Genomic DNA, 25,185 nt, shown 5'->3' on the forward strand with positions numbered 1-25,185 from the left:
CGCCTGTTCCGATACAGCCCCTCGTGCCGTCGGGACGGTGAGCGGGCATCGGTTGCGTAGCCGGTTGCCTTCCGAAATGCAGCAACGACGAGGGGCGTAGGGGTGCTGGTGCAGCAACCTCGACCGCCACCAGGCCCGGGTCGTCGACGGCGGGGAGCCGCTGAGGAGGGACCACTGGCGGGCCGAAGCCTTGGCCATGATCGCCCACCCCGCCGCCGTCCCCGCCTTCCTCCAGCCATCTGAGGAACGTCGCGATCCCGGCACCGCGCCCCTCGGCACCGCAGCGTGGACCTCCACACCGGCCGCTCCGTCAACGGCTACGAACATCCCTCCGACGTGAAGCACCTCACCGAGCTGCGCCGCTTGGGCGACGTCGTCCCCCACGCCCCCGGCCGCGTCACCACCATCGAGCCAAGCCCCACTTCGGCTACACCGTCCTCCAACTCGGCCCCACCAGTAGATCTGGGGAACACCCCACGGCCTCTACCGCCTCGTCACCACCACCGGCACCAGCGTGCTCACCCGCGCCGAGTAGCAAGCCCTCGAACACGACGCGATCGTCTTCGCCGGCGGCGACGCCGCCTGAGCGACGGCGACGGCCCGGCCACCACGAGGTTGACCGGGCCGTCGGACGGCGTGCTCAGGTCAGGGGCAGTACTGCTTGGCCCCGGCTTGGGCGGACGCGACCGCCTTCGTCGCGGTGGCGAGAGCGGCCTCGGCGTCGGCCTGCGCCGACCTGGCCTTCCTGAGCCGCACCGTGAGCTTGGCGGTCTTGGCCCTGTTGCCGGCCTTGGCTGCCGCCTTCTTCTTGGCCTTGAGCTTCGCGACCTTCGCCTGGGCGGCCGTCACGGCCTCGGCGGCCTGGGTCTGCGCGGCGGTGGCGCTGGTGACCGAGCCGGCCGCCGCGCCACACGCGACACCCTGCGCCGGGGTCACCGCGACGGAGGTGGCCGTCATGGCGGCGTACCCGGTCTTGGTCGCCGTGACCTCGACCGTCAGGGCCTTGCCGATGGCACTCGCCGGGACCACCAGCTGCTTGCCGGTGCCGATGACGGTGCCCGCGAGGAGCCATCGGTAGGAGTAGGAGTCCGCGGCCGGCGACCAGGCGCCGGGCCAGGCCTCGACGGTCGCGCCGGCGACCGGCGCTCCGTAGATCAGAGGCTTCGTGGTGTTGGCGAGAGCACCCGGTGCCACGACGTCGCTCGGCGCCGACGTCACCGTGGTCGAGGCGTAGCCCGCCTTGGTGGCGGTGGCCCTGACGGTGAGCGTCTCCCCCGCCGCGGCGGCCGGGACCACGATGTAGTTGCCGGTGCCGATCGGGGTCGCCGAACCGGAGCGGAACCACTGCAGGGCGACGTCGTCGGGAGCGGGGTTCCAGACGCCGGGATGCACCCCGACGAGCTGGCCGACCGCCGGGGCGGCGGTGATCGCCGGGGCGACCAGATTCTGCACGCTCGGGGTGGCACCGGCCGCGAGCACCGGGCCCTGCGGGGCGGAGACCGCGTAGCCGTCGGAGTACCCCGCCCTGGTCGCCTTGACGACGATGCTGAGCATCGCACTCTCGGCGGCAGCGGGCACGACCAGGCTGTCGCCGGTGCCGATCGGGTCGGTGGAGCCCGAGCGGAACCAGGTCACGGACGTGGCGGCGTCGGCCGGGTTCCAGGTGCCGGTGCTCGCGGTGAGCGTCGCGCCGACCTTGAGGGTCCCGGAGATGGACGGCTCGTCGACGTTCTGCACCGGGGTGGTGCCCGTGGCCGCGACGGCCACGGGGGCGGAGGTGGCCACGGCGTCGGCGTACGCCGCCTTGGCGGCGCTCACCTCGACGGTGAGGTCCTTGCCGGCGGCGCCGGCGGGGACGACGAGCGTCTTGCCGGTGCCGATCGGCGCGACGGTGCCGGCCTGGAACCAGCGATATGTGTAGCCGCCGGGGGCCGGGAACCAGGCACCGGGCCAGGCCTCGACGGTGCTGCCGACGACCGGGGAGCCGAAGATCGCCGGCGCCTCGGTGTTGTGGAGGGCGCCCTCGCCGACGGTGTCGGACGGTGCGGAGGTGGCGGTGGCGTCGGTGCGCCCGGCCTTGTGGGCGGTCGCCTTGACGGTCAGGGTCTCGCCCAGCGCGGCGGCCGGGACGACGATGGTCAGGCCGGTCCCGATCGGCGTCGTCGAGCCGGAGCGGAACCACTCGACGTCGACGGAGTCGGCCTGCGGGTCCCACACGCCCGGGTGGGCGACGGCGAGCGCGCCGACCTGCGGGGCGTCGCTGATCGCCGGCTGTACGACGTTCTTGACGGGGCCGGTTCCGGGCGCGTGGGCGGTGACCGGGTCGGAGGTCGCGACGCCGTCGTGCCAGCCGGCGGCCTTGAGGGTGACCTCGACGCTCAGCTCCTTGCCGGCCGCGCCGGCCGGGACGACGAGCGTCTTGGTCGTCGCGATCGGGGGCGCCGTACCGGACTGGAACCAGCGGTACGCGTAGCTGTCGGCCTCGACCGACCAGGCGCCCTCCCAGACGGCCAGCGTGTTGCCGACCTCGGGGGTGCCGAAGATGGCGGGCAACGTGTAGTTGACCGGCGTGCCGTCGGCCACCGGCGTGCTCGGGGCCGACGAGACGACGGCGTCGACGTACCCGGCCTTCTTGGCGGTCGCCTTGACCGTCAGCGTCTCGCCCCGCGCCGCGAACGGCACCAGGACCGCGTTGCCGGTGCCGATCGGGGTGGCCGAGCCGGACCGGAACCACTCGAGCGTGACCGAGTCCGGCGCCGGGGACCACGTGCCCGGGTGGGCGAGGGCGAGCTCACCGACCTTCGGGGGGTCGTTGTAGATCGACGGCTTCAGCAGGTTGTTGATCGGCTTCGGGTCGGCCGCGTGGGCGACGGGCGCGGAGGACGTGGACAGGGCCACCAGCCCCAGCAGCGCCACCGCCGTGGCGAGCAGGACCGACAGCAGCCGGCGGAGCTCCGGCAGGGCCGGACGGCCACGCGCCGCCCCGAGGAAATGCGGACGCATCAATCGACTCCCCATAAGTCGTGTACGTGCCCGAGGACACAGGACCCTCGCACGTTACCGACAGCGGGAGCCATCTGGTGGCCGTTTGCCGAAAGCCACGCCCGCCCGGAGCGCTACCGGACCCGGACCGCCCGGGTCCGGACGACGACCGGCTCGTAGCCCGGCGCCGCGTAGGTGACCTGGGCCCGGACCTTGGCGCCCTTGAGCGCCTTCGTGAGCCTGAGGACCTTCGTCGTCCCGCCCACGACCGGCTTGCCCCGGACCAGCCACTGGACCTCCACCGTGGCCGACGCCGGCAGGGTGGCACCGGCGCGGACCTTGAGCTTGCGCCCGACCTTCGCCTTGCCCTTGAGCGTCGGCGCCGCCACGGTCAGGGTGCCGGGCCGGACGGGGCCGGAGGACCGGGCGGAGCTGTAGCCGGGCAGGGAGCTGCCCTTCGTGATCGCGGCAAGGGTGACCGAGAGCCGCTTGCCGACGAGGCCCGGCGTGAGGGCCAGGGTGTCCTTGGTGGCACCCGGGACCGGCGCCAGGTCGGCGTACCACTGGTAGGTCACGTCGGTCGGCTCCTTCTCCCAGGTGCCGCGACCGACCTTGAGCGTCTCACCGACCTTGAGCACGCCCGAGATCGCGGGCGGCGCGGTGGCCCTCAGCGCGGTCAGCGCCGGCGCGATGGGCGTGGTCGGCGCGGAGGTCGCGGTGCTGCTCGTATGGCCCTCGAGCGCGGCGGTCACCCGGACGGTGATCGTCTCCGCCCTGGGCGGCCGGAGGGACGACCAGCGTCGCGCCGGCACCGATCGCGACGGCGGAGCCGGAGCGGAACCACTCGTAGGTGAAGGTGTAGCCCGACTCGAACGGGTACCAGACGCCGTGCGCGGCGGCCAGGGTGTCCCCGACCCGCGGGATGCCGTTGACGGCCGGCTCGCCGCCCGCGACGTTGCGCACCTGCGGCAGGTCGAGGTGGATGTCGAGGTTCGGGACGTCGGCGTCGACCGGCACCGCGTCCGCGGTCGCCAGGGTGCGCTTGTCGGCATAGAACTCGCCGTGCTCACGGGGCGCGTCGACGAAGCCGAACCGGTAGCTGCCCGCCGGGACCACCAGCGCGTAGTCGCCGTCCGCGTCGGCCTTGGCGGTGTACGTCGGGCTCGTCGTGCCGTCGGCGTAAGCAGCGACCAACGCGTTGGCGGCGTCGCTGTCGTCGGGCTCGCTCACGTGGCCGGAGACCAGGCGGCCCGGCGCGAGCGCGGCATCGATGCCCGGCAGGATCTCGTTGTCGGTGACGGTGAGGTCCTTCGCCTCGGCCACGGTGGCGACGTCGTCGTAGAACTCCGGCGCGTAGGTCGGGTCGGCGCACGCCTGCGCGCACTCCACGAACCCCAGCCGGTAGGTGCCGGGTTCGGCGTAGAGGACGTAGGTGCCGGTGGGCTGGGTCTCGGCGAACCTGACCGGCCCCCAGCCGGTGACGCCGTCCTCGGTCAGCTGCTGGAAGGCGACCACCTTGATGTTGTCCAGCGGCAGGCCGCCGACCTCGGCGGTGACGGTGCCGCTGATCGCGCCGAGCGGGGTCGCGGCGTGGGCGGTGGGTGCGGGAAGCGTGCCCAGACCGAGCAGGGCGGTCGTGGCGGCCACGACCGCGCCCAGGAGCTGCTTGCGCATCAGATAGTGATCCCCGTCGTCATCGCCGCGGCGTCCCGGGCGCGTGGTGCTGTCGGGTGCCCAACGACGCGACCGCGCTGAGGTCCCGTCCGCGAATGACGGAGGTGAGCATCGCCGATCCCCACCACAACGGCGCGAGCGGCGCGGACCGGCCCCCCGAGACGGGACCGGTCCTGGCGACCCCAGCCATCGGCGATGCTCACCTCGTCGACGCCACCCTACCCAACAAATGCCTTGTAGTGACACGTCAATTGCCACTACATGTCAGCGGTCAGTCGGCCTCGGGATCCACGACCGCCGACCCGACCGCCCGGACCAGGGGCTGCTCGGCGGCGCCGGGCAGGTGCAGCGGCAGGTCCACCGGAGCGATCAGCTCGACGACCAGGCGCTCACCGTCGACCCGCACCGTCGCCCTGATCCCCGGGTGGGCGGCAGCCGCGCCGGCCTCACGCAGGTAGGTCCGCACGGCCGTCTCGGCCTCCGCGCGCGAGATCGCCAGGTCGCCGGTGGCCAGCCCGCCGCCGTACGCGTCGGCGCCCTGGGCCCCGAGGTCGGCGCCCTGGAGCGCGGCGCCGTCGGCGAGGGCGTCGAGGCGCTGGCGGGCGAGGTAGGCCGCGCTGGCGTCGACGACGACCGCCACGAGCAACAGCACGATCGCGGCGAAGGCGAGGACGAGCGGCGTGGAGCTGCCGCGCTCGGGCGTGGTCGCTCGGCTCACTCACCCACCTCCTGGTAGCGGCCGAGGGGGACCGTCTCGCGGGCGTCGAGCGCGAAGCGGGGTCGGCCGAGGCCGAACAGGTCGGGCAGCAACGGCAGCTCGACGCTGGAGCCGACGCGGACGGCGATGACGGAGGTTCCGGTGTGGCAGTTCCTCGGGTACGGCGTGCAGGTGACCGTGACGTCGACCGGGACGCCGGTCAGGCCCTGGTCCGCGAGGGCCTGCCGGGCGACGGCGCGGGCCCGCTGCTCGCCCACGACGTCGTTGGGCGCCAGCGCATAGGCACGCGCGGCGGCCCGGGCGGCACCGCTGACCCCGAAGGAGCCGCGCTGCACCTCGAAGACCGACAAGACGACCCACAGCAGCGGCAGCAGGAGCAGCAGGCCGAGCCAGACCATCTCGACCAGCCCGCTCCCCCGCTCGTCCGGCGCCCTCACCGAGGGTCCTCCTCGACGGCGCGTCCGGTGACGGTCATCGCCACGGCCGGCCCGGCGATGCCGAGGGCAGGAACCTCGGCGCGCACCACGATCTCGACGCCCGGGGCGCCGCCGACCAGGACCTGGTGGACCTCGACGTCCTCGGCGTAGCGCCCCGCCAGCGCATCGGCGATCTGCGCCCGGGTGCGTGCGACGCCGTCCCCGGGGCCACGGTCGGCGGTCGCCGCCAGCCGCGCACCCTCGGACGCCGCCGCGGCGAGCGTCGCCCGGACGTGGAGCACCAGCGCGACCTGCAGCAGCCCGAGCACCAGCGGCACCAGGACGAGGGTGACGAGGGTGAAGTCGACCAGTGCGGAGCCGCGCTCCGCGTGCTCCGCATGTCCGGTGTGCTCGGCCGGCTCGGCCGGTCGACGGCGGCGGCTCACCGCACGGAGTTGAGCGCCGACTGCAAGATGCCGACCAGCTGGGGCTGGGCGACGCCCCACAGGGCCACGCCGATCGAGATCGTCATGATCGTGATCAGCACCCAGCCGGGGACATCGCCCCGCTCGTCGTGATGTCGCTTGTGCACCGTGGTTCCTTCCCGAGACGGACTGGCTTCGGTCGTGGTTTCAATAGCTGAGGGACAGCCCGACCAGGCCGGGCCAGAACGCGAAGAGCACCGTGGTGGGCAGCACCAGGAACACGACCGGCACCATCATCGCGATCTCCTTGCGTGACGCCTGCTCGATCAGCTCGCGGCGCCCGGCCTCCCGGACGTCGGCAGCCTGGGCGTGGAGGACGTCGGCGAGCGGGGTGCCGCGCTCGATCGCGACGGCGACGCCGTGGGCGAACCGGGCCACGACGGACAGGCCGGTAGTCGCGGCGAGCCGGTCGAAGGCGTCGGCGACGGGCTCGCCGGTGCGGATCCGGGCGAGCAGGTCGCCGAGCTCGTGCGAGAGCTCCCCGCCGCTGCGCCGCACGACCCGGTCGAGCGCACCGACGGGCGACTCGCCCGCGGCGACGCTGAGGGCGAGCAGCTCGGCCACCGTCGGGAACTCGGCCAGCATCGCGGCCTCGCGCCGGCGGACCTGGGCGCTGAGCCGGTTGTCGCGCAGCAGCACGCCGCACACGAAGGCACCCAAGCAGGCCAGCAGCAGCGGCAGCGGGTTGGTGGGACGCGACCACGTCCGCAGCAGCGCGCCGGCGGCCGCGACCGCGAACCCGACCAGCCCCCACTGCACCTGCTGGACCCGGAACTCGTGCAGCGTGCGGGTCGAGCCGGCCCGGGCCAGCCGACGGCGCACGGAGGGGGCGCCGCCCAGCACCCGCTCGACCCCGTCGGCAGCGCGACGCAGCGCCGGACCGAGCACGACCGCGGCCGTGGTGCGCGCGCCGGCCGGGGCCGTCGTACGGCGGGCGGGGGTGAGGTCGCGGACGTAGGGCAGCACCCGGTCCTCGAGGCGCGGCCGGCGGATCGCGACCGCACGGGAGGCGACGAGGACGAGGCCGAGGGCGACGGCGAGGCCGAGGAGCGCGCCGGTGATCGCCGGGCTCATCGCAGGATCCGCCGTTCGGCGGGCAGCCGGCCCAGGCGCATCATCAGCCGGTAGGCGACGACGCAGGTGCCGGCGCCGACGGCGAGGACCACCGCGCCGGCCGCGGACTGGTAGCGCTCGATCACCGACGGCTGGGTCGACATCACCAGGAGCACCACCCACGGAGCCGCGACCGCGACGCGGGCTCCGTTGACCGCCCAGGACTGGCGGGCCTCGAGCTCGGCGCGGGTGCGCAGGTCGTCGCGCAGGTAGCCGGACAGGTTGCGCAGCAGCCGGCCGAGCTCGCCGCCGCCGACCTCACGGGCGATCCGCAGGCCCTCGACCACGCGATCGCCGACCGGGTCGGCGAGCCGGTCCTTGAGCCGGTCGAGGCAGTCGCCGAACCGGCCCGAGACCTGGTAGTCGAGCGCGAACGCGTCGAAGGCGGGGCGCAGCGCGTCGGGACCGCGGACGGCGAGCGCCGCGACCGCGTCGGGCAGCGACATCCCCGCCCGGACCGCGGAGGCGAGGTCGTCGACCGCCTCCGGCCACACCTGGGCGAACTCGCGGCGCCGCCGTCGTACGCGACCGGCGACCACTGCCCACGGCAGGTAGGCCGCTCCCGCGGCGAGGACCACGGCGATCGGCACGGTCCGGGTGATGCCGAGGACGACGACGAAGCCCGCGAGCCCGGAGCCGACCGAGAGCAGCGCGAGCGAGCGCGGCGCGACCTCGCGCAACCCGGCCTCGGCCAGCATCCGCCGCGCCCGGCCGTCGGACCGGGTCGGACGCTCCTCGCGCGGCCACCCGACCGCGGCCCACACCAGCAGGCAGCCGAGCCCGAACCCCAGCCCGACCAGCGCACCCACCGCTCAGCCCACCTCTCGGTCCGCCTCGTGCAGCAACCCGACGACGTCGATGCCGAGCCGCTCGAACTGCTCGAGCCGCGGCGGCAGCCCGATCCCCCGCCGCAGCGCCCCGTCGCGCCAGTCGAAGACCGGCTCGGTCTCGATCACCTCGCCCTCCATCCGGCCCGGGACGGCGACGATCTCGGTCACCCGCCGGGCACCGAAGGGATCGAGGGCGACGTGGACGACGAGGTCGACGGACGCCGCGACCGTCGGGACGACGAAGCGCGCCGAGATGTTCTCCCCCGCCAGCAGCGGCAGCGTGCAGGCCTTGGTGAGCGCCTCGCGAGCGCTGTTGGCATGCAGGGTGCACATGCCGGGCAGCCCGGCGTTGAGCGCGAGCAGCAGGTCGAGGCACTCCTCGGCGCGCACCTCCCCCACGATCAGCCGGGACGGACGCATGCGCAGCGACTCCTTGACGAGGTCGCGCAGCCGGATCTCTCCGGTGCCCTCGAGCCCTTCCTGCCGGGTCTGCATCGCCACCCAGTCGGGGTGGGGGAAGCGGATCTCGAAGACCTCCTCGGCCGAGATCACCCGCTCGCCACCGGGGATCGCGGCCGCGAGGCAGTTGAGCATGGTGGTCTTGCCTGCCTGGGTGCCGCCGGTGACGAGGATGTTGAGCCCGGCTCGGACCGAGGCCTCGAGGAAGCGGGCGGCGTGCGGCGTCAGGGTGCCCAGCTGGACCAGCTCGTCGAGGCGCGTGGCGCGGACGACGAACTTGCGGATGTTGACGGCCGAGAAGCCGCGTGAGATGCCCTGCAGCACGACGTGGAGCCGGTGCCCGGCCGGCAGCATCGCGTCGACGAACGGCCGGCTCAGGTCGATCCGCCGGCCCGTGGACTTGAGCATCCGCTCCACGAGCTCGGCCACCTGGGCCTCGGTGAGCACCAGGTTGGTCAGCTCGTGGCGTCCCCGGCGCGCGATGAAGACCCGGTCGGGGCTGTTGATCCAGACCTCCTCGACGGTGGGGTCCTCGAGGAACGGCTGCAGCGGACCGAAGCCCGCCACCCGGGCCACCAGCTCCGCCACCAGCGCGTCGGGGTCGGCCACCGGCGCCACCACGCCGGTGAGGCTGCGCTCGTCGTGCTCGCGGACCAACGCGGCGGCCAGGCGTCGTACGGACGCCACCTCGCGCTGCGGGTCGATCCCCTCCCGGCGTACGACGGCCCGCAGGTCCTCGTCGAGACGCGCCACGACCTCGTCCGACGCCGGCGCGACCACGACGGGTGGCTGCAGCAGGGCCATGGCGACTCCCCGAGATAGGAACTGCTGGGCTGCCAGCACCGTAGGCCAAATCACCGACCCTGACCAGGGCGCCCGCCCGGACCTGGGGACAAACGACGACCGGGCCCGACACCGTGACGGCGTCGGGCCCGGTCGCGTCTTGCGGGCTAGCCTTTCGCAGCAGCGATGGCGTGGGCGAGCGCGACCTTCTGCTTCTTGAGCCTGTGCTTGAGCCGCTTCAGCTTCGCGGTCAGCCGCTTGGCCTTGGCCGCCTGCCCGGCCTTCTTGGCCGCCTTCACCTTGGTCTTGAGCGAGGCGACCTTCTGCTGCGTGGCGGCCACCGTCGCCGCCGCCTTGGTGACGGCGAGCTGGGCGGCCGTCGCGGGCGTGGTCTCCGGGGGCGTCACGACGGGCGGCGTGACGACGGCGGGCACGGCGAAGGAGGCCGGCAGGTGCCCCTCGCGCAGCGAGTGCCCGTCGGTGTCGCCGTCGTCGGTCCACACGACCTCGACCCGGCCGGACACCGCGGTGCTGCTGGGACGGATCGCCATGCCCTCGTTGTTCAGGTTGGCCATGCCGGCCGGACGGGCGAGGGAGTGCGTGACGGCGAGGGCGCCGCCCTGGACGCGCAGCAGGTTGGAGATGCCACCGCAGCTGTCGTCGCACAGAGCCCACAAGCCCTGCCGGTCCGCGTCGAACGCCACGTCCATCGCGAACGGCAGGCCGGAGGACTCCACCTTCACCTCGACCGGGGCCGCGCCGGGGGCGAGCGAGAAGAAGTGCAGGTCGCCGGTGGCCTCGACCGCGGTCACGAACAGGCCCGGGGTGGGGTGGGTGCCGGCGGCGTACGGCGCGCCGTCGACGGTCCAGCCGGAGGCAACCAGGTAGCTGTCGGGCACGTAGGTGATGCCCTCGAGGCCGAGGTTGGTGCCGGTGGTGACGAACGCGTTCACGTCCCACTCGTCGGCGGCGGTGAGGTCGGTGGTCGCGGCGGTCACGCCGGAGACGTCGTAGCGCTCGATCTTGTTGGCCGAGACCGACTTGTTGTCGTTGTCGCGCTCGGAGGTGACGTAGATCGAGCCGTCGGGACCGATGGTCACGCCCTCGGAGTCGACGGCGCCGGTGCCGGAGGCGAAGTGCAGCTTCTTGCCGCCGGCCCAGCCGTCGACGGCGACGTAGGTGCCGTTGACCTTGCGCATCTTGTGCAGGGTGTTCTTGTTCTGCACGACCCACAAGATGTCCGGGTCGGTCGGGTCGAAGGCCGCGCCGGAGGCGTCGCCCTCACCGTTGCCGTCGCCGTCGCCGAAGCCGTTGACCTCGTCGACCGTCGCGACCTCGGCCGGACCGGGCCAGGCCGTGGTGGAGATGCTCGGGCAGGCGTTGGCCGCACCCCAGGTGGCGTTGGGGGTCTCGACGTAGGAGATGTCGCCGAACAGGTCGCACCGGCTGTACGACGCGATGCCGTCCTCGAACCAGGTGTGGGCGAGCACGGAGGCCTGGTCGCTGGCGCGGCGCACGGTCAGCGAGTCCTGGCTGCCGAGGCCGGTGACCCCGTGGGCGACGTGGAAGGCGCCCGGAGGCAGGGTCGTGGACGCGGGCACGGTGTAGCCGACGGCGCCGGTGGCGTCGAGCAGCTGCCAGCCGGAGATGTCGACCGCGGAGCCGCCCGTGTTGAGGAGCTCGACGAGGCCGTCGACGTTCGAGATCTCGTTGACCACGACCGGGGTGTCGAGGCGGCGCGACCTGGTCGGCGCGGACGGGGTGTTGTCCCGGCCGAAGGTCGAGGCGGTGACCCGCCAGAACTCGTCCGAGCCGTCCGGGAGGGCGGCGAAGGCCACCGAGTCGGACACGTAGTTGTCGGAGACACCGCCGTCGCCGTCGCCGTACGCCTGCTCGTCGACGAGCTGGCGGGTGGCCGGGTCGGCGCCGGGGCCGTAGACCTTGACCGCGTCACCCTCGCCGGACAGACCCTTCTTCGAGGTGAGGACGACGTAGCCGCCCGCCGGGATGCTCCAGCCGGAGGCGGGCACCAGGGCGGAGCCGTTCCAGACCTTGAGGTCCGCCAGGCTCAGCGGTACGGCGGCCGCCGCGGTGCCGCTGTCGACCTGGTACCAGCCCTCGATGCTGACCGGTTCGGCGCCGGTGTTCTTCAGCTCGACCGCGTCCCCGAGACCCGGGTTGCCGGGGTCGGCGGCGTTGAGCGAGGAGATCTCGTTGATCTCGACGTCGGCCCAGTGCGGGTCGAGGGGCGGCACCTGTCCCCCGCCCCCGGGGAAGGCGTTGGCCGCGCCGGGGGTCGGGGTGGCGCCGTTCTTCCACAGGCCGGTTCCGGGGTGCAGGCGCGACCAGGTGTGCGCGTGCTCGTCAGGCAGCAGGCCCTTGAACGTCGTGGAGACCAGGGTGCCGTCGGGCTTGTGCAGGAAGACCCAGTCGGTCTTGCTGAGGCCGAAGCCGGACTTCGTGCCGTTGCTCGCCGGCAGGTAGCTGAAGCCGGCGGGGATCTCGGTGTCCATCAGCTCGGTCTCGACGGCCAGGTAGCCCCCGGCCGCGAGCGTGGCCGAGGCGCCCCCGAGGGTGACCCGGTCGGCTGCGGTCGGCGTACCGGCACCGTCGGTGAGGTACCAGCCGGTGAGGTCGACCGGGCTCGCGGCGCCGTTGTAGATCTCGACGTAGTCGTGCAGGCCCTCGGCGCTGGTGCTCGCGCCGTCGGTGAGCACCTCGTTGAGCGTCACCTGCGCCTCGGCGGTCGAGGTCAGCGTGTTCGGGCCGCCCGGCGTCGGGGCGCTCGAGGCGGCGAAGCTCCCGCTGCCGTCCGGCAGCCGCGCGAAGCTGGGCGTGACGTGGCTGGCCCACGCGTAGGTGTCGATCACCGTGGCGCCGTCGGGCGAGAGAAGGGTGGCCTCGTCGGCGCTGCCCAGACCGAAGGGCTTCGGCGTCGCGCCGGGACCGCCGTCGACGTAGTAGACGGCATACCCCTGGGGGGCGATCTTGCCGTCGAGGACCACGTCGTCCAGGTCGAGGGCCTTGTTGTCCTTGAGGTGGTAGCCGGTCAGGTCGACGGCGGTCGTGCTCGTGTTGTGGAGCTCGATGAAGTCGCCGCCGGCGAACCCGGTGGAGCTGACCTCGTTGATCACGACGCTCCCGAGCGCGCCGGACGGATCCGCGGCGCTCGCGGGGGCGGCGACGGCGAACAGGGACAGGCCGGAGAGGCCGACAGCGCCGACAGCCGCGGCTGCGACGGCGCGAGAGGGGGTTGTCACGGCAGGTGCGTCCTCGGGTGAAGGGAGATGGACCGACAGGACCAAACTCCCGGGACCCGGCGAACAGCCGGTGAATCCCGCCCGACGCGGGACCGACGGCTGGACGGCGCGCGACCCGACCGCCCCCTCAGTCGAGCGCGAGGATCCCCGCGTTGAGGGCCGTGGCGAAGGCGACCCAGGCCAGGTACGGCGCCAGCAGCCACGCGGCCGCCCGTGACGAGCGCGCGAAGACGACCATCGTCACGACGATGGCGCCGAGGAGGGCGACGATGTCGACCAGCGCCCAGCCGTAGCGGTCGGCGGCGAAGAACAACGGCGTCCAGGCCAGGTTGAGCAGCAGCTGCACACCCCAGGCGACCAGGCCGGAGCGACCGGCGCCCACGCGCCACGCGAGCCAGCCGGCGACGGCGATCAGGACGTAGAGGACCGTCCAGACCGGACCGAACACCCACGACGGGGGCGCGTACGGCGGCAGGTCGAGCGCGCGGTAGGTCTGCGCGGAGCCGCTGGCCGCCAGCGCGCCGAGGACGGCGACGAGCGCCACCGCGGCCGCGAAGGGCACGAGAGCGAGCCCTGCGCGAGCCGGGGGCGGCGTCGTCGCGGAGGTCGTCATGACCTCCAGTCTGCGTCGGCGGTGGTCAGCGGGCCTCGCGGCGCGCGGCCTGGCGGCGCAGCTCGGTCTTGGCCAGCGCGTTCTTGTGGACCTCGTCGGGGCCGTCGGCGAAGCGCAGGGTGCGCACGCCGGCGTACATGTTGGCGAGCGGGAAGTCCTGCGAGAGGCCGCCGGCGCCGTGGACCTGGATCGCCTTGTCGAGGATCCACTGCACCGTCTCCGGGGTGGCGATCTTGATCGCCTGGATCTCGGTATGCGCGCCCTTGTTGCCGACGGTGTCCATCAGCCACGCGGTCTTGAGGACCAGCAGGCGCAGCTGCTCCAGCTTGACCCGCGACTCCGCGATCCAGGCCCGGACCGTGCCCTGGTCGGCGATCGGGCGGCCGAAGGCGACCCGGGACTCGGCGCGCTCGCACATCATCTCGATGGCGCGCTCGGCGATGCCGATCGAGCGCATGCAGTGGTGGATCCGGCCGGGGCCCAGGCGGGCCTGGGCGATGCCGAAGCCGCCGCCCTCCTCCCCGATCAGGTTCGCGGCGGGGACCCGGACGTCGGTGAAGCGCAGCTCGGCGTGGCCGCCGTGCTCGTGGTCGTCGTAGCCCATGACGTGCATGCCGCGCACGACCTCGAGGCCGGGGGTGTCGCGGGGCACCAGGATCATCGACTGCTGGCGGTGCCGGTCGGCGGTGGGGTCGGTCTTGCCCATCACGATGAAGATCTGGCACTTCGGGTTCATCGCGCCGGTGATCCACCACTTGCGGCCGTTGAGGACGTACTCGCCCCCGTCGCGCACGATCGACAGCTCGATGTTGGTCGCGTCGGAGGAGGCGACGTCGGGCTCGGTCATCGCGAACGCCGAGCGGATCTCGCCGTTGAGGAGCGGCTCGAGCCACTGCCTCTTCTGCTCCTCGGTGCCGAAGAGGTGGAGCACCTCCATGTTGCCGGTGTCCGGCGCGGCGCAGTTCATGGCGGCCGGGGCGAGGTGGCCGCTGCGGCCGGAGATCTCGGCGAGGGCGGCGTACTGCACGTTGGTCAGGCCGGCCCCCTCGACACCGGGGTGCTCACCGGGCAGGAAGAGGTTCCACAGACCACGCTTGCGTGCCTCGGCGCGCAGCTCCTGGATCACCGGCGTCGAGTCCCACGCCCACGGGTCGTCGAGAGCGGCGAGCTGGTCCTCGAAGACCGCCTCGGCCGGGTAGACGACCTCGTCCATGAAGGCGAGCATCGTGGCCCGCAGCTGCTCGGTGCGGGCGTCGAATCCGAAGTCCATCAGTTCTCCTTCATTGCGGTGAGGCCGGCGTCGAGCAGCGGGTGGATCGCGGCGCCGATGTCGTCGAACCCCTCGCCGACGGTCTGTCCGGCGAGGAAGCGGTAGTGGATGCCTTCGAGGATGGCAGCGAGCTTGAAGGCGGCCAGGCCGAGGTACCAGCCGAAGCCGGACAGGTCGCGCCCGCTGGCGGCGGCGTACCGCGCGACGATCTCCTCCTCGGACAGGAAGCCCGGCGCGGTCGAGGCGTCGGCGACCGCCTCGCCGATCGTCTCGGCCAGCCGGTGGTAGGTCAGCATCAGGGCCAGGTCGGTGAGCGGGTCGCCGAGGGTCGCCATCTCCCAGTCGAGGACGGCGGTCGCGCGGTCCGTCCCGTCCGCGGTGTCGACCAGCACGTTGTCGAGCCGGAAGTCGCCGTGCACGATCCCGGTCGCCGACTCGGCGGGGACCGTGGCGGCCAGCTGGCGGTGCAGCTCGTCGGCGGCGGGCAGGTCGCGGGTGCGGGAGGCGTCGAGCTGCTTCTTCCAGCGCGCGACCTGGCGGCCCAGGAAGCCCTGGGGACGGCCGAAGTCACCGAGCCCGACGGCCTCCGGCACGACCTCGTGCAGCGCGGCGAGGATGTCGACGAGCTGCTCGGAGATGGCACGGGTCCGCTCGGCTCCGAGCGGGGCGAGCGCGGCGGCCCGGCGGTACGGCGTACCGGCGCACCGCTCCATCACGTAGAACTCCGCGCCGATCACCGCGGGGTCGAAGCAGAAGGCGTAGGTGCGCGGGACGGGGACGGCGGTGTCCCGGAGCGCGGAGATGACCCGGTGCTCGCGGCCCATGTCGTGGGCGGTGGCGAGGACGTGGCCGAGCGGGGGGCGCCGCACGATCCACGCGGAGGTCCCGTCGGAGACGGCGAAGGTCAGGTTCGACTTGCCCCCGGCGATCAGCTCGGCGCTCAGCGCCGTGCCGGCACCGGGGACGGCGGTGGCGAGCCACGCCCCCAGCGCGTCGAGGTCGAGGCCGGGCGGGTTCACTCCACGCCTCCGGCGAGGGTGAGACCGCCGTCGACGACCACGGTCTGACCGGTCAGCCAGGCGGCGTCGGCGGAGAGCAGGAAGGCGACGACGCTGCCGATGTCGTCGGGCTCGCCGAGCCGCTGCAGCGGGTACTGCGCGGCGACCTCGGCCTCACGGCCCTCGTAGAGCGCGGTCGCGAACCTGGTCTTCACGACCGCGGGCGCGACCGCGTTGACCCGGATCGCGGGGCCGAGCTCGACGGCCAGCAGCTCGGTCATCGAGACGAGCATGGCCTTGCTGGCGCCGTACATGCCGATGCCGGGGGCGGGCTTCACGCCGGAGACCGACGAGACGTTGACGACGGCGCCGCCGTGCTCCTTCATCCACGCGTCGTGGACCCGCTGGGTCCAGGCCAGGGTGGCCAGGCAGTTGACCTCGAGGATCTTGCGGGCGACGGCGAGGTCCATCTCGATCATCGGGCCGTAGGTCGGGTTGATGCCGGTGTTGTTGACCAGCAGGTCGGCGCTGCCGAAGGTCTCGATCGCCTGGCGTACGACGTCCGCCTGGTGCTCCGCGTCGTCGGCGCGACCCGCCACGCCGAGCGCGACGGAGGGCCCGCCGAGAGCGGCCACGGCCTCGTCGAGGGCCTCCTTGCCGCGTCCGGTGATCACGACCCGGGCGCCCTCGGCGACCAGTCGCTCGGCGATGGCGAGACCGATCCCCCGGCTCGCTCCGGTGACGATCGCGGTCTTGCCCTCGAACCTGCTGCTCACGTGTCTGCCTCGCTCCGGCCCCTCGGTTACTAAGCGCTTGCTTAGCGTGTAGCCTGAGTGTGCCCGGGCCGGCCCGAGCCCGTCAAGCCCCCGAGAAAGCGCGGAGCCGCGATGACCACCACCCCCTCCCGCGCCGAGGCGACCCGCGCCCGGCTGCTCGAGGCGGCCGTCGTCGCGTTCTCCGAGAAGGGCTTCCACGGCACGACCACCCGCGACATCGCGGGCGCGGCCGGCATGAGCCCGGCCGCGGTCTACGTGCACCACCGCTCCAAGGAGGAGCTGCTCTTCCTCATCTCCCGCCAGGGCCACCAGCAGGCGCTCGACACCGTGCGCGCGGCGCGCGCCAGAACGCCGGACCCGGTCGGACAGGTGGCCGCGGTCGGCCGCGCGTTCGCGGAGTTCCACGCCCACCACCACACCGTCGCGCGGATCCTCAACTACGAGCTCGCCGCGCTCAGCGAGGAGCACCGGGCCACGATCGACGAGCTGCGCACCGGGATCGACCGGGAGCTGCGCGACCTGGTGCGCGAGGGCGTGGCCGCCGGCGTGTTCGACACCCCCGACCCCGCCCTGGCCGCGACCGCGCTCGCCTCGCTCGGGATCGACATCGCGCGGTGGTACCGCGAGGACGGTGAGTGGACGCCCACCCAGATCGGCGACTACTACGCCGACCTGGCGCTGCGCCTGGTGGGCGCGGACGCCTCGGGGGTCAGCGGGCGACCCGGATCATCTTCTTGTTGACGAACTCGTCGATGCCGAGCGTGCCCAGCTCGCGGCCGTAGCCGGAGCGGCGCACGCCGCCGAAGGGCAGCTCGACGGCCTCCAGGCCGACGCCGTTGACGAACACCATGCCGACCTCGAGCGCGCTGGCGACGCGGTCGGCCTGCTCCGGGTCGGTCGTGTAGACGTAGGAGCCCAGACCGTACGGGGTGTCGTTCGCGATCCGGATCGCGTCCGCCTCGTCGGCCGCCCGGAAGACCATGGCGACCGGGCCGAAGAACTCCTGGTGGTACGCCGGGTTGTCGGGCGCCACGTCGGTGAGGACGCCGACCGGGTGGAAGGCGCCGTCGCGCTCGCCGGCGGAGACGAGCGTGGCGCCCGCGCCGACCGCGGCGGCGACCTGGCCGGCCAGCTCCTCGGCCGCACCGACCGAGGACAGCGGGGCACCGGTGCCGGCGGTGGCGATCTTGTCGTGGAGCAGACCGACGAAGGCGTCGTACAGCTCGTCGACGACGACGAAGCGCTTGGCGCCGTTGCAGGCCTGGCCCACGTTGCCCGTCCGGGCGGAGAGGGCGTCGTCGACGGCGCCCGCGAGGTCGTCGGTGGACAGCAGCACGAACGGGTCGGCGCCGCCGAGCTCGAGCACGCACTTCTTCAGGTGGCGGCCGGCGAGCTCGCCGATGATCGAGCCGGCCCGCTCGGAGCCGGTGAGCGAGACGCCGTGGATCCGCGGGTCGGCGATGACGTCGGCGATCTGGTCGCTGGTGGCGTAGACGTTGACGTAGCCGCCCTCGGGCAGGCCGGCGTCGGCGAGGATCTGCGCCTGCAGCGCGGCCGAGCGCGGGCACTGGGCGGCGTGCTTGAGGACGATGGTGTTGCCGAGCAGCAGGTTGGGCGCCGCGAACCGCGCGACCTGGTAGACGGGGTAGTTCCACGGCATGATCCCGAGCAGCGCGCCGACCGACTGGCGACGGATGAGCGCGTGGCCCTCGCCCCCGAGCAGCTCGATCTCCTGGTCGGCGAGCAGCGTCTCGGCGCGGTCGGCGTAGTACTGGTAGATGTCGGCCGAGAAGAGCACCTCGCCCTTCGCGGCCCCCAGCGCCTTGCCCATCTCGAGGTGGATCGCCTCGGCGAGCTGGTCGGCACGCTCGCGGTGCAGCTCGGCCACCCGTGCGACCACGGCCGCCCGCTCGGCCACCGTGGTCTTCCGGCCCCACGTCTCGTGCGCGTCGGCGGCCGCGGCGACGGCAGCGGCGACCTCGGCGTCGGTGGCGGTCGGGAACGTCTCGAGCACCTCGCCGGTGGCGGGGTTGCGGACGGCGTACTTGCTCATCAGGGCTCCTGGTGGCGTGGGGAGTGGCGTGGGGAGGAGAGATCGACGGACACGCGGGGATCGAGCGCGAGGGTGCCGGGGTCGACGATGCAGGAGCCGCCGTCGACGGGCAGCACCACGCCGTTGACGTACGACGCCGCGTCGGACAGCAGCCAACCGACCGTCGCCGCGATCTCGTCGGGGTGCGCGGCACGGCGCTGGGGGACGACGGCCGTGGCGAGCCGGTAGGCGTCGGCCGTGGAGATCCCGCGCTCGGCACCGAGCTCGGCCATCTCCATGTCGCCCATCTCGGTGGCGGTCCAGCCCGGGCAGACGGCGTTGGCCCGCAGCCCGTCGCGGCCGTGGTCGACGGCGAGGGACTGGGTGAGGAGCAGCAGTCCGGCCTTGCTCGCGGAATAGGCCGCCATGCCGTCGCTGGCCCGCAGCGCGGCGACCGAGGACACGGCCACGACCGCACCCCGGGCGGCCAGGAGGTACGGCAACGCGGCCCGCACGAGGAGGAAGGGCGAGGTGAGGTTGACCCGGATCGTGTCGTCCCACTGCTCCGGGGTGACCTCGTCGACCCGGCCGACGTGGATGATCCCGTGGTTGACCACGAGCCCGTCGAGGCGGCCGAAGGTGGCGATCGTGCCGTCGACGACCCGCGCGACACCCTCGGCCTCGCTGACGTCGGCGACGACGACGTGCGCCTCGACCTGGGCACGGGTCTCCTCGGCGACCGCGCGCAGCGGCGCCTCGCGCCGGCCGCAGATCACGACCTGGTCGCCGCCCGCGGCGAGCAGGCGGGTGACGGCAGCACCGATGCCGGTGCCGCCTCCGGTGACCAGGACGACGCGTCGCTCGGTAGCGGCCATCAGCTCGTCGCCACCTCGTCGAGGAAGTAGTCGACGAGCGCGGCCGCCCGGCCCCGGACCTCGGCGTCCAGGGAGGCGATGTGCTCGATGAGCACGTCGGGATCGAGACCGCGGCTGCTGGCGTCCTCGCGGCCGCCGTCCTCGAGCCAGCCACGCACGCTCTCCGCGTCCACCTCGGGGTGGAACTGCACGGCAAGGTTGTGGCGGACCACGAACGCCTGAGGCGCGGCCGCGTTGGCGCCGATGACGGTCGCGGCGGCGGGCGGCACGAAGCGGTCGTGGTGCCACTGCGTCCAGACCCCGGCGACCGCCGGCACCCCCGAGACGGCGTGCGGGCCGATCTCCGAGACGGGCGACGCGACGACCTGGCCCCCGTGGGCATGCGCGAGCATCTGGCCGCCGAAGCAGATCCCGAAGACGGGGACGCCGGACTCGTCGGCGGCCTGCAGCAGCGCGACCTCCGGCTTCACCCACGAGGCGACGGTGTCGCTGTAGACGCTCCACCGCGCCCCGAGCACCAACACGGCGTCGTACGCGCGGGGGTCGGGGAGGTCGACGTCGACGCCCGGGTCGTCGAAGCGGTCGGGCGGGACGACCTGGAGGCGTTCGACGTCGTAGCCGCGCTCGACGAAGCGCTCCTCGATCCCTCCCGCCGTGAGGTAGTCGTGCCCGATGAGCAGCAGCCGCTTGCCCGTGGGGACCGGATCCGTCATCAGCCCATCGCCTCCGCCCGCTTCATGACGTCCTTGCAGAACGCCTCCATCTCCGCCTGGTCGTCGATGTACATCGACGGCTTGATGCAGATGGTGGTGAAGCCCTGCTCGAGCTGCTCGGGGATCGAGTCCATCGACGCGGCCAGGTCGGCCGGCGAGTGGTCGTCGGGGAAGGAGTAGCGCACTCCCCCGACCATCTCGAGCTCGGCGATGTCGCGTCCGGCCTCGGCCATCGCGTCGCGGATGAGCTGTAGGTCCTCGGCCGTGGGACGGCCGAACGGGTGGAAGCCGTGGCCGTACCTCACGATCCGCTCGACGACCGCGCCGTGCGCCTTCTGCCCGCCGAACCACATCCGTGGCCCCTCGGGCCGGAACGCCTTCGGCTCGAGGTAGATGTCCTCGAAGTCGAAGTAGTGGCCGTGGTGCGTCGCGGGCGAGTGCCGGAACACCAGGTCCATCACCTCGAGCTGCTCGTCGAGGATCTTGCCGCGCTCGCGGAACGGTACGCCGAGCGCGGCGTACTCGTCCTTGCTCCAGCTCACGCTCGGCTGGACGACCAGGCGGCCCTCGGAGATCAGGTCGAGGGTGCCGAGCTCGCGGGCCAGCAGCAGCGGGTGGCGCAGTGGCGCCAGCACCGCGGCGCCGACCAGCCGGATCCGCTCGGTGACGCTGGCGATCGCCGAGAACAGCATCAGCGAGTTGGGCCACGGCATCAGCGGGTCCTGGTTGCCGGGCGCCGCGTAGTCCCGCGGGTTGCCCATCACGCCCTTGACGCTGGCATCGGGCCCGAGGACGACGTGCTCGGAGATCATCACCGAGTCGAAGCCGGTGTCCTCGGCGATCCGGGACCAGGTGACGAGGTCGCCCAGGTTGCGGCCGTCGGTGAGGGTCCAGTTCTCACTGAGGATCATCAGCATGCGGGGTGCGGGCACGGCACGTCCTTCCAGAGCCGCGCGAGCTCAGTGGGTGTTGGAGAGGTCGGGCTTGCGGATGCCGCGGAACTCCCAGTCGCCTCCCTGGGCGGTCGAGAGGACCTCCTCGCTCTCGGTCGGCTGCGCGCCGACGTCGCTGCGGATCGGCGTCGGGCCCTCCACGATGTGGTTGCGCAGGGTGCCGAGACCCTCGACCTCGACCTCGACGACGTCGCCGGGGTAGACGGTGCGCGAGATGGCCGGCGTACCGGACATCAGGATGTCGCCGGGCTGCAGCGTGATCGTGCGCGCGATGTCGGCGACCAGGTAGTGCATGTCCCACTTCATCTCGCTGGTGTTGCCGTCCTGACGCACCTCACCGTTGACGATCGTGCGGATCCGCTTGTCGTGGAAGTCCCAGCCCTCGACGACGCCGGGGCCGATCGGGCACAGCGTGTCAGCACCCTTGACCCGCAGCATCGAACCGGAGTCGGTGTCGCGGAAGTCGTGGAGCCCGTAGTCGTTGCCGATGGAGTAGCCGCGGATGTAGTCGCCGGCCTCCTCGGGCGAGATGTTGCGGGCCGTCCTGCCGATCACGATGGCGATCTCGCCCTCGTAGTTGAGCCACTTGCAGCCCTGCGGGCGGACGACGGCCGACTCGTGCGCGTTGAGCGCGGAGACCGGCTTGTGGAAGTACGTCGGCGCCGGCGGCAGCTTGGTCATCATCTCCTCGACGCGCGAGGAGTAGTTGAGGTGGACGCAGACGATCTTGCTCGGCGTCACCGGTGGCAGGTGGGTGGCGTCGGAGACGGCCACGGCGCGGCCGTCGCCGGCGACCAGGGTCTCGCCCTCGCGGCGGACGTCGACGGCGTTGCCGTCGAGCAGAATGCGGCGGTACTCGCGCAGCTCGGTCATTAGGTGGTTCCTCTCGGCTCAGGTCGGCGGGGCTCAGCCGGCGGCCGGTACGTCGGCACCGGTCCCGCCCATCTGGCGCACGTAGTCGGGGTCGGTCGGGGTGGCGCGGGCGGCGGGGAAGCCACCCTCGGGCCGGTCGAACCAGAGGTGGACCTGACCGGTGCCGATGGAGTTCTCGTACTCGCCGTACTGCCGCCCGGGAGCGGTGCAGTCGCCTTCTCCGAGCGCGCCGATCATCATCAGGTAGTGCTGGAAGCGGGCCTCGGGCTTGAACCGGTAGAACTCGTCCATCGTGTCGAGGACGCGGGCGTGGTCGCCGTTCTTGAACCAGCCGATCCGCTCGGCGTCGGCGGCGGCGGCCTCCGGGCTGAAGATGTGCTCGACGCCGGCGGCCTCGTGGTCGCGCAGCTGGCGCAGGCCCCAGAAGGTGTGGGACATCGCGCCCGACGCGACGAGCAGGACCTTGCGGTCGGACTCCGCGATGGCCGCGCCGAGCGCCCGGCCCAGGCGCAGGGCGTCCTCACCGTCGGCGGTCTGGCATACGCCGATCGAGATCCACCTCTTGTCGGGCAGGCCCCGGCCGAGGTACTCCCACACGTTGGTGGTCGCGTAGAAGATCGGCAGGCTGTGGTCGTCGATCGCCGTGATCCAGGTGGAGTTCTCCGGTCCCTTGCTGGCGACCAGGCGCGCGAGCTCGGGGTCGCCCGGGAAGTCGTAGGGTCGTCGCTCCATGCCGCGGGGCAGCTCCTCGGACGTGAACAGTCCGCTACGACGGTCCTGGGCCGTGACGACCCACTCGACCGTGGTCGCCCAGTGGGAGTCGAGGACCACGACCGTGTCGTAGTCGAGGACGTCGAAGACCTCGCGACGCAGCTGCTGCAGGCCGGAGACCAGCGTGGTGTCCTCGCCGTTGTTCAGCTCGCGCCGGATCGTCTCCGGCAGCACGATCGTGGGGACGTGCGCGATCAGTCCCGCACCGACGACCTCACCCATCGGACTCACCTCCCTGACCGGCGTCGCCCGCACCGACCGTCCAGCCGGTCGGCGAGAAGACGCTGTTCTTGATGTCGGTGTAGAAGTCGAACGACCAGATGCCGCCCTCCCGGCCGATACCGGACTTGCCGTTGCCCCCGAAGGGCGCGTTGAGGTCGCGGACGAAGAAGCAGTTGACCCACACCGTGCCGGCGTCCAGGGCGGCGGAGACCCGCTCGGCGCGCTCCTTGTCACCGGTGACGACCGTGGCGGCGAGACCGAAGGGCGTGTCGTTGGCCAGGGCGACGGCCTCCTCCTCGGTCTCGAAGGTGCTGATCGTGACGACCGGGCCGAAGACCTCCTCGGTCATGATCTCGGAGTCCTTCTTCGCGCCGACGAGGATCGTGGGGCGGAAGTACAGCCCGCCCAGCTCCTCGTTGGGGCCGCCGCCGAGCAGCGGCTCGGCGCCGTCGGCGAGGGCCCGCTCGACGAAGCCGGAGATCTGCTCGAAGTGCCGTCGCGAGATCAGCGCGGAGACGTCGGTGCCCTCGTCACGGGGGTCGCCCTGCCGCAGCTGCGACGCGCCCTCGACGACGCGGCGGGTGAACTCCTCGGCCAGCGACGAGTGCACGTACATCCGGGCGGCCTTCAGGCAGACCTGGCCGGCGTTGTCGAACTGCTCGACCGCGATCTCGACGGCGAGGTCCAGGTCGGCGTCCTCGAAGACGAGCAGCGGCGACTTGCCGCCGAGCTCGTAGGACAGCGGCACGATGTTCGTGGCCGCCGCCTTGGCGATCACGCCGGCGGTCGGGACCGAGCCGGTGAAGGCGAGCCGGTTGATGCCCGGGTGCGCGGTCAGCGGCGCGCCCGCCTGGGCGCCGGTGCCCTGGACGACGTTGAACACGCCGGCCGGCACGCCGGCCTCGTGCATGATGTCGGCCAGCAGGCTCGCCGACAGCGGCGCCCACTCCGGCGGCTTGACGACGACCGTGTTGCCCGCGGCGAGCGCGGGTCCGATCCGCCAGGTGGCGAGCATCAGCGGGGCGTTCCACGGGGTGATGATCGCGACGACGCCGGCCGGGTCGTAGGTGATCCGCTCGCGGTGGCCGCGGCCCGGGACCTCCAGGTCGGGGTGGCCGAGCTGGTGCTCGGCGAAGTCGGCGAAGGCCCGGAAGTTCATCGCGACGCGCGGCATCACGCCGCGCCGGTGGCTGCGGATGAGCGAGCCGTTGTCGCGGGTCTCGACCAGCGAGAGGTCCTCGATGCGCGCCTCGATGCCGTCGGCCACGGCGCGCAGGATGTCGCTGCGCTCCTTGACCGGCAGCGCCGCCCACGCGGGGAAGGCCTCGCGGGCCGCGGCCACGGCGGCGTCGACCTCGACCGCCGTACCGGCGTGGACCTCGGCGAGCACCGTCTCGTCGATCGGCGAGATGTCGGCGAACGTGGTGGCCGAGGCGACCCGCCGGCCGCCGATCCAGTGACGGGTGTCGACCTCGACGCCCTCGACGACGGCGATCGGGTCGGCCAGCTCGCTCATCGCACGCCCGCCTGTGCCTGGCCGGTGAGGGTGGCCAGCGTGCGGCCGCCGTCCCAGACGACGCCGACCTGGCGGTAGTAGCCGCCGATGATCTCCTGCACCTCGAGGCGGTGCAGCTCCTCGGTCGGCGACTCGAACAGCTCGAGCTCGACGTCGCCGGTGAAGGCGGGGCCGGCCTCGAACGAGCTGGACCCGGAGGCGATGAGCTCGGCGTACGCGTCCGGGCTGCCCTTCTCGATGCCCGGGTAGACGCGGTGGTGGGCCATCGGGTGGGCGTTGACGAAGCCGTTGGTCGGCGACTCCTCGGTCAGGGTCAGCACGGCCTGGGCGAGGCGACGGTCGCCGGCGGCGAGGGTGGCGCCGAAGACACCGCCCGGGGCGACCTGCGGCGCCGCGTGGGAGAAGGGGTGCGGCCGGGTCTGCCACATCGAGCCGAGCTTCTTCGGGTAGCCCTGGTGCATGCCGCGGGCGATCGCGAAGTCCTTGTCGACCCAGATGTAGACGCAGCGGGAGTAGGTCACGCCCTCGAAGGAGCAGCGGACGACGACGAACGCCTCCTTGTACTGCGAGCGGACCGGGTCGAGCAGCTCCTCGCGGGTGCCGGAGCAGGACTGCCAGTCGGCCCAGATCAGGGCGACGGCGCCGGGGTCCTCGGGCGCGAGCTCGAGCGGGGCGGGCAACAGCTCGGCGACACGGGCCGGGTCCGTGCGGTACTCGACCGTCAGCAGGTCACCGGAGTAGTACCACGGCGGCGACGGGATCAGCGATGACTGGCCGGTCGCGGTGCGGGGGAAGAAGAACCCCTTCATGTCGTTCATCGGGCCTCAGCTCCGGTCGAGGATGTGCAGGTCGT

The 25,185-nt window shown here is 72.8% G+C and carries 24 protein-coding genes; 1 reads left to right on the top strand and 23 read right to left on the bottom strand.

Translation table 11 applies throughout. The features are described from left to right. Nucleotides 1-645: 645 nt before the first annotated feature. From KU893_RS19495 to KU893_RS19565, 15 genes are all read right to left on the bottom strand, one after another. The gene (locus tag KU893_RS19495; RefSeq protein WP_218236061.1) at nucleotides 646-3,003 is read right to left on the bottom strand and encodes a hypothetical protein; all 2,358 of its coding nucleotides are present in this window, start codon (nucleotides 3,001-3,003) and stop codon (nucleotides 646-648) included. Nucleotides 3,004-3,116: 113 nt separating this feature from the next. Continuing rightward, nucleotides 3,117-3,620, bottom strand: coding sequence for a hypothetical protein (locus tag KU893_RS19500; RefSeq protein ID WP_218236062.1), 504 nt, complete (start codon nucleotides 3,618-3,620; stop codon nucleotides 3,117-3,119). After that, nucleotides 3,604-4,656, bottom strand: a complete 1,053-nt coding sequence (locus KU893_RS19505) for a hypothetical protein (RefSeq protein WP_218236063.1) — start codon at nucleotides 4,654-4,656, stop codon at nucleotides 3,604-3,606. Before KU893_RS19505 ends, KU893_RS19500 begins: the two co-directional genes overlap by 17 nt. A gap of 271 nt (nucleotides 4,657-4,927) precedes the next feature. Then, nucleotides 4,928-5,374: a pilus assembly protein TadG-related protein gene (locus KU893_RS19510; protein ID WP_218236064.1), complete on the bottom strand. Its 447-nt coding sequence runs from the start codon at nucleotides 5,372-5,374 to the stop codon at nucleotides 4,928-4,930. Next, nucleotides 5,371-5,811 carry a hypothetical protein gene (locus KU893_RS19515; protein WP_257441437.1) on the bottom strand — a complete coding sequence of 147 codons (441 nt, stop codon included), beginning with the start codon at nucleotides 5,809-5,811 and terminating at the stop codon, nucleotides 5,371-5,373. The genes KU893_RS19510 and KU893_RS19515 overlap by 4 nt, the downstream gene beginning before the upstream one ends. Further along, nucleotides 5,808-6,236 carry a TadE/TadG family type IV pilus assembly protein gene (locus KU893_RS19520; protein WP_218236065.1) on the bottom strand — a complete coding sequence of 143 codons (429 nt, stop codon included), beginning with the start codon at nucleotides 6,234-6,236 and terminating at the stop codon, nucleotides 5,808-5,810. Before KU893_RS19520 ends, KU893_RS19515 begins: the two co-directional genes overlap by 4 nt. Then, nucleotides 6,233-6,382 carry a hypothetical protein gene (locus KU893_RS19525; protein ID WP_218236066.1) on the bottom strand — a complete coding sequence of 50 codons (150 nt, stop codon included), beginning with the start codon at nucleotides 6,380-6,382 and terminating at the stop codon, nucleotides 6,233-6,235. The genes KU893_RS19520 and KU893_RS19525 overlap by 4 nt, the downstream gene beginning before the upstream one ends. A gap of 40 nt (nucleotides 6,383-6,422) precedes the next feature. Further along, nucleotides 6,423-7,349, bottom strand: a complete 927-nt coding sequence (locus tag KU893_RS19530; RefSeq protein WP_218236067.1) for a type II secretion system F family protein — start codon at nucleotides 7,347-7,349, stop codon at nucleotides 6,423-6,425. Further along, complete coding sequence (locus KU893_RS19535; RefSeq protein ID WP_218236068.1) at nucleotides 7,346-8,197, bottom strand: type II secretion system F family protein; 852 nt, start codon at nucleotides 8,195-8,197, stop codon at nucleotides 7,346-7,348. The genes KU893_RS19530 and KU893_RS19535 overlap by 4 nt, the downstream gene beginning before the upstream one ends. Nucleotides 8,198-8,200: 3 nt before the next feature. Further along, nucleotides 8,201-9,481, bottom strand: coding sequence for a TadA family conjugal transfer-associated ATPase (locus KU893_RS19540; RefSeq protein ID WP_218236069.1), 1,281 nt, complete (start codon nucleotides 9,479-9,481; stop codon nucleotides 8,201-8,203). A 146-nt stretch (nucleotides 9,482-9,627) separates the two neighbouring features. After that, the gene (locus KU893_RS19545; RefSeq protein WP_218236070.1) at nucleotides 9,628-12,720 is read right to left on the bottom strand and encodes a lamin tail domain-containing protein; all 3,093 of its coding nucleotides are present in this window, start codon (nucleotides 12,718-12,720) and stop codon (nucleotides 9,628-9,630) included. Between the two features lie 127 nt (nucleotides 12,721-12,847). Then, a complete protein-coding gene (locus tag KU893_RS19550) occupies nucleotides 12,848-13,333 on the bottom strand; it encodes a TspO/MBR family protein (RefSeq protein ID WP_218236071.1) in 486 nt (161 codons plus the stop codon). Nucleotides 13,334-13,358: 25 nt separating this feature from the next. Further along, nucleotides 13,359-14,603 (bottom strand): acyl-CoA dehydrogenase family protein, encoded by a 1,245-nt coding sequence (locus tag KU893_RS19555; RefSeq protein WP_218236072.1) that lies wholly within the window; start codon nucleotides 14,601-14,603, stop codon nucleotides 13,359-13,361. After that, nucleotides 14,603-15,622, bottom strand: coding sequence for a phosphotransferase family protein (locus KU893_RS19560; RefSeq protein ID WP_218236073.1), 1,020 nt, complete (start codon nucleotides 15,620-15,622; stop codon nucleotides 14,603-14,605). Before KU893_RS19560 ends, KU893_RS19555 begins: the two co-directional genes overlap by 1 nt. Then, nucleotides 15,619-16,377, bottom strand: a complete 759-nt coding sequence (locus KU893_RS19565) for an SDR family oxidoreductase (protein ID WP_218236074.1) — start codon at nucleotides 16,375-16,377, stop codon at nucleotides 15,619-15,621. The genes KU893_RS19560 and KU893_RS19565 overlap by 4 nt, the downstream gene beginning before the upstream one ends. Before the next feature lie 111 nt (nucleotides 16,378-16,488). On the opposite strand from KU893_RS19565, the gene KU893_RS19570 reads away from it, so the two are divergent. Next, nucleotides 16,489-17,118: a TetR/AcrR family transcriptional regulator gene (locus tag KU893_RS19570; RefSeq protein WP_218236075.1), complete on the top strand. Its 630-nt coding sequence runs from the start codon at nucleotides 16,489-16,491 to the stop codon at nucleotides 17,116-17,118. Here the strand turns inward: KU893_RS19570 and KU893_RS19575 are convergent. From KU893_RS19575 to KU893_RS19610, 8 genes are read right to left on the bottom strand one after another with little or no spacing between them, the layout of a single operon-like run. Then, nucleotides 17,087-18,430 (bottom strand): aldehyde dehydrogenase family protein, encoded by a 1,344-nt coding sequence (locus KU893_RS19575; RefSeq protein WP_218236076.1) that lies wholly within the window; start codon nucleotides 18,428-18,430, stop codon nucleotides 17,087-17,089. The genes KU893_RS19570 and KU893_RS19575 overlap by 32 nt on opposite strands. Then, complete coding sequence (locus KU893_RS19580; protein ID WP_218236077.1) at nucleotides 18,430-19,284, bottom strand: SDR family NAD(P)-dependent oxidoreductase; 855 nt, start codon at nucleotides 19,282-19,284, stop codon at nucleotides 18,430-18,432. Before KU893_RS19580 ends, KU893_RS19575 begins: the two co-directional genes overlap by 1 nt. Further along, complete coding sequence (locus tag KU893_RS19585; protein ID WP_218236078.1) at nucleotides 19,284-19,997, bottom strand: type 1 glutamine amidotransferase; 714 nt, start codon at nucleotides 19,995-19,997, stop codon at nucleotides 19,284-19,286. The genes KU893_RS19580 and KU893_RS19585 overlap by 1 nt, the downstream gene beginning before the upstream one ends. Beyond that, entirely contained in the window at nucleotides 19,997-20,929 is a 933-nt protein-coding gene (locus KU893_RS19590) for a TIGR03619 family F420-dependent LLM class oxidoreductase (protein ID WP_257441438.1), read from the bottom strand. Before KU893_RS19590 ends, KU893_RS19585 begins: the two co-directional genes overlap by 1 nt. Before the next feature lie 27 nt (nucleotides 20,930-20,956). Continuing rightward, on the bottom strand, nucleotides 20,957-21,823 hold the full coding sequence (locus KU893_RS19595; RefSeq protein WP_218236079.1) for a fumarylacetoacetate hydrolase family protein: 867 nt from the start codon (nucleotides 21,821-21,823) through the stop codon (nucleotides 20,957-20,959). A gap of 33 nt (nucleotides 21,824-21,856) precedes the next feature. Continuing rightward, nucleotides 21,857-22,816 carry a DODA-type extradiol aromatic ring-opening family dioxygenase gene (locus KU893_RS19600; protein ID WP_218236080.1) on the bottom strand — a complete coding sequence of 320 codons (960 nt, stop codon included), beginning with the start codon at nucleotides 22,814-22,816 and terminating at the stop codon, nucleotides 21,857-21,859. Further along, the gene (locus KU893_RS19605) at nucleotides 22,809-24,332 is read right to left on the bottom strand and encodes an aldehyde dehydrogenase (protein ID WP_218236081.1); all 1,524 of its coding nucleotides are present in this window, start codon (nucleotides 24,330-24,332) and stop codon (nucleotides 22,809-22,811) included. The genes KU893_RS19600 and KU893_RS19605 overlap by 8 nt, the downstream gene beginning before the upstream one ends. Next, a complete protein-coding gene (locus KU893_RS19610; RefSeq protein ID WP_218236082.1) occupies nucleotides 24,329-25,150 on the bottom strand; it encodes an acetoacetate decarboxylase family protein in 822 nt (273 codons plus the stop codon). The genes KU893_RS19605 and KU893_RS19610 overlap by 4 nt, the downstream gene beginning before the upstream one ends. Nucleotides 25,151-25,185: the final 35 nt, after the last annotated feature.

Source organism: Nocardioides daeguensis (genome assembly GCF_019192965.1).
Taxonomy (GTDB): domain Bacteria; phylum Actinomycetota; class Actinomycetes; order Propionibacteriales; family Nocardioidaceae; genus Nocardioides; species Nocardioides daeguensis.

What these genes read in the sequence shown, in the direction of transcription:
- KU893_RS19570 (WP_218236075.1), top strand. Translation starts at nt 16,489, where the DNA reads ATGACCACCACCCCCTCCCGCGCCGAGGCGACCCGCGCCCGGCTGCTC.
- KU893_RS19600 (WP_218236080.1), bottom strand. Translation starts at nt 22,816, where the DNA reads ATGGGTGAGGTCGTCGGTGCGGGACTGATCGCGCACGTCCCCACGATC.
- KU893_RS19555 (WP_218236072.1), bottom strand. Translation starts at nt 14,603, where the DNA reads ATGGACTTCGGATTCGACGCCCGCACCGAGCAGCTGCGGGCCACGATG.
- KU893_RS19530 (WP_218236067.1), bottom strand. Translation starts at nt 7,349, where the DNA reads ATGAGCCCGGCGATCACCGGCGCGCTCCTCGGCCTCGCCGTCGCCCTC.
- KU893_RS19585 (WP_218236078.1), bottom strand. Translation starts at nt 19,997, where the DNA reads ATGACGGATCCGGTCCCCACGGGCAAGCGGCTGCTGCTCATCGGGCAC.
- KU893_RS19580 (WP_218236077.1), bottom strand. Translation starts at nt 19,284, where the DNA reads ATGGCCGCTACCGAGCGACGCGTCGTCCTGGTCACCGGAGGCGGCACC.
- KU893_RS19605 (WP_218236081.1), bottom strand. Translation starts at nt 24,332, where the DNA reads ATGAGCGAGCTGGCCGACCCGATCGCCGTCGTCGAGGGCGTCGAGGTC.
- KU893_RS19505 (WP_218236063.1), bottom strand. Translation starts at nt 4,656, where the DNA reads ATGCGCAAGCAGCTCCTGGGCGCGGTCGTGGCCGCCACGACCGCCCTG.
- KU893_RS19595 (WP_218236079.1), bottom strand. Translation starts at nt 21,823, where the DNA reads ATGACCGAGCTGCGCGAGTACCGCCGCATTCTGCTCGACGGCAACGCC.
- KU893_RS19495 (WP_218236061.1), bottom strand. Translation starts at nt 3,003, where the DNA reads ATGCGTCCGCATTTCCTCGGGGCGGCGCGTGGCCGTCCGGCCCTGCCG.
- KU893_RS19610 (WP_218236082.1), bottom strand. Translation starts at nt 25,150, where the DNA reads ATGAACGACATGAAGGGGTTCTTCTTCCCCCGCACCGCGACCGGCCAG.
- KU893_RS19575 (WP_218236076.1), bottom strand. Translation starts at nt 18,430, where the DNA reads ATGAGCAAGTACGCCGTCCGCAACCCCGCCACCGGCGAGGTGCTCGAG.
- KU893_RS19550 (WP_218236071.1), bottom strand. Translation starts at nt 13,333, where the DNA reads ATGACGACCTCCGCGACGACGCCGCCCCCGGCTCGCGCAGGGCTCGCT.
- KU893_RS19540 (WP_218236069.1), bottom strand. Translation starts at nt 9,481, where the DNA reads ATGGCCCTGCTGCAGCCACCCGTCGTGGTCGCGCCGGCGTCGGACGAG.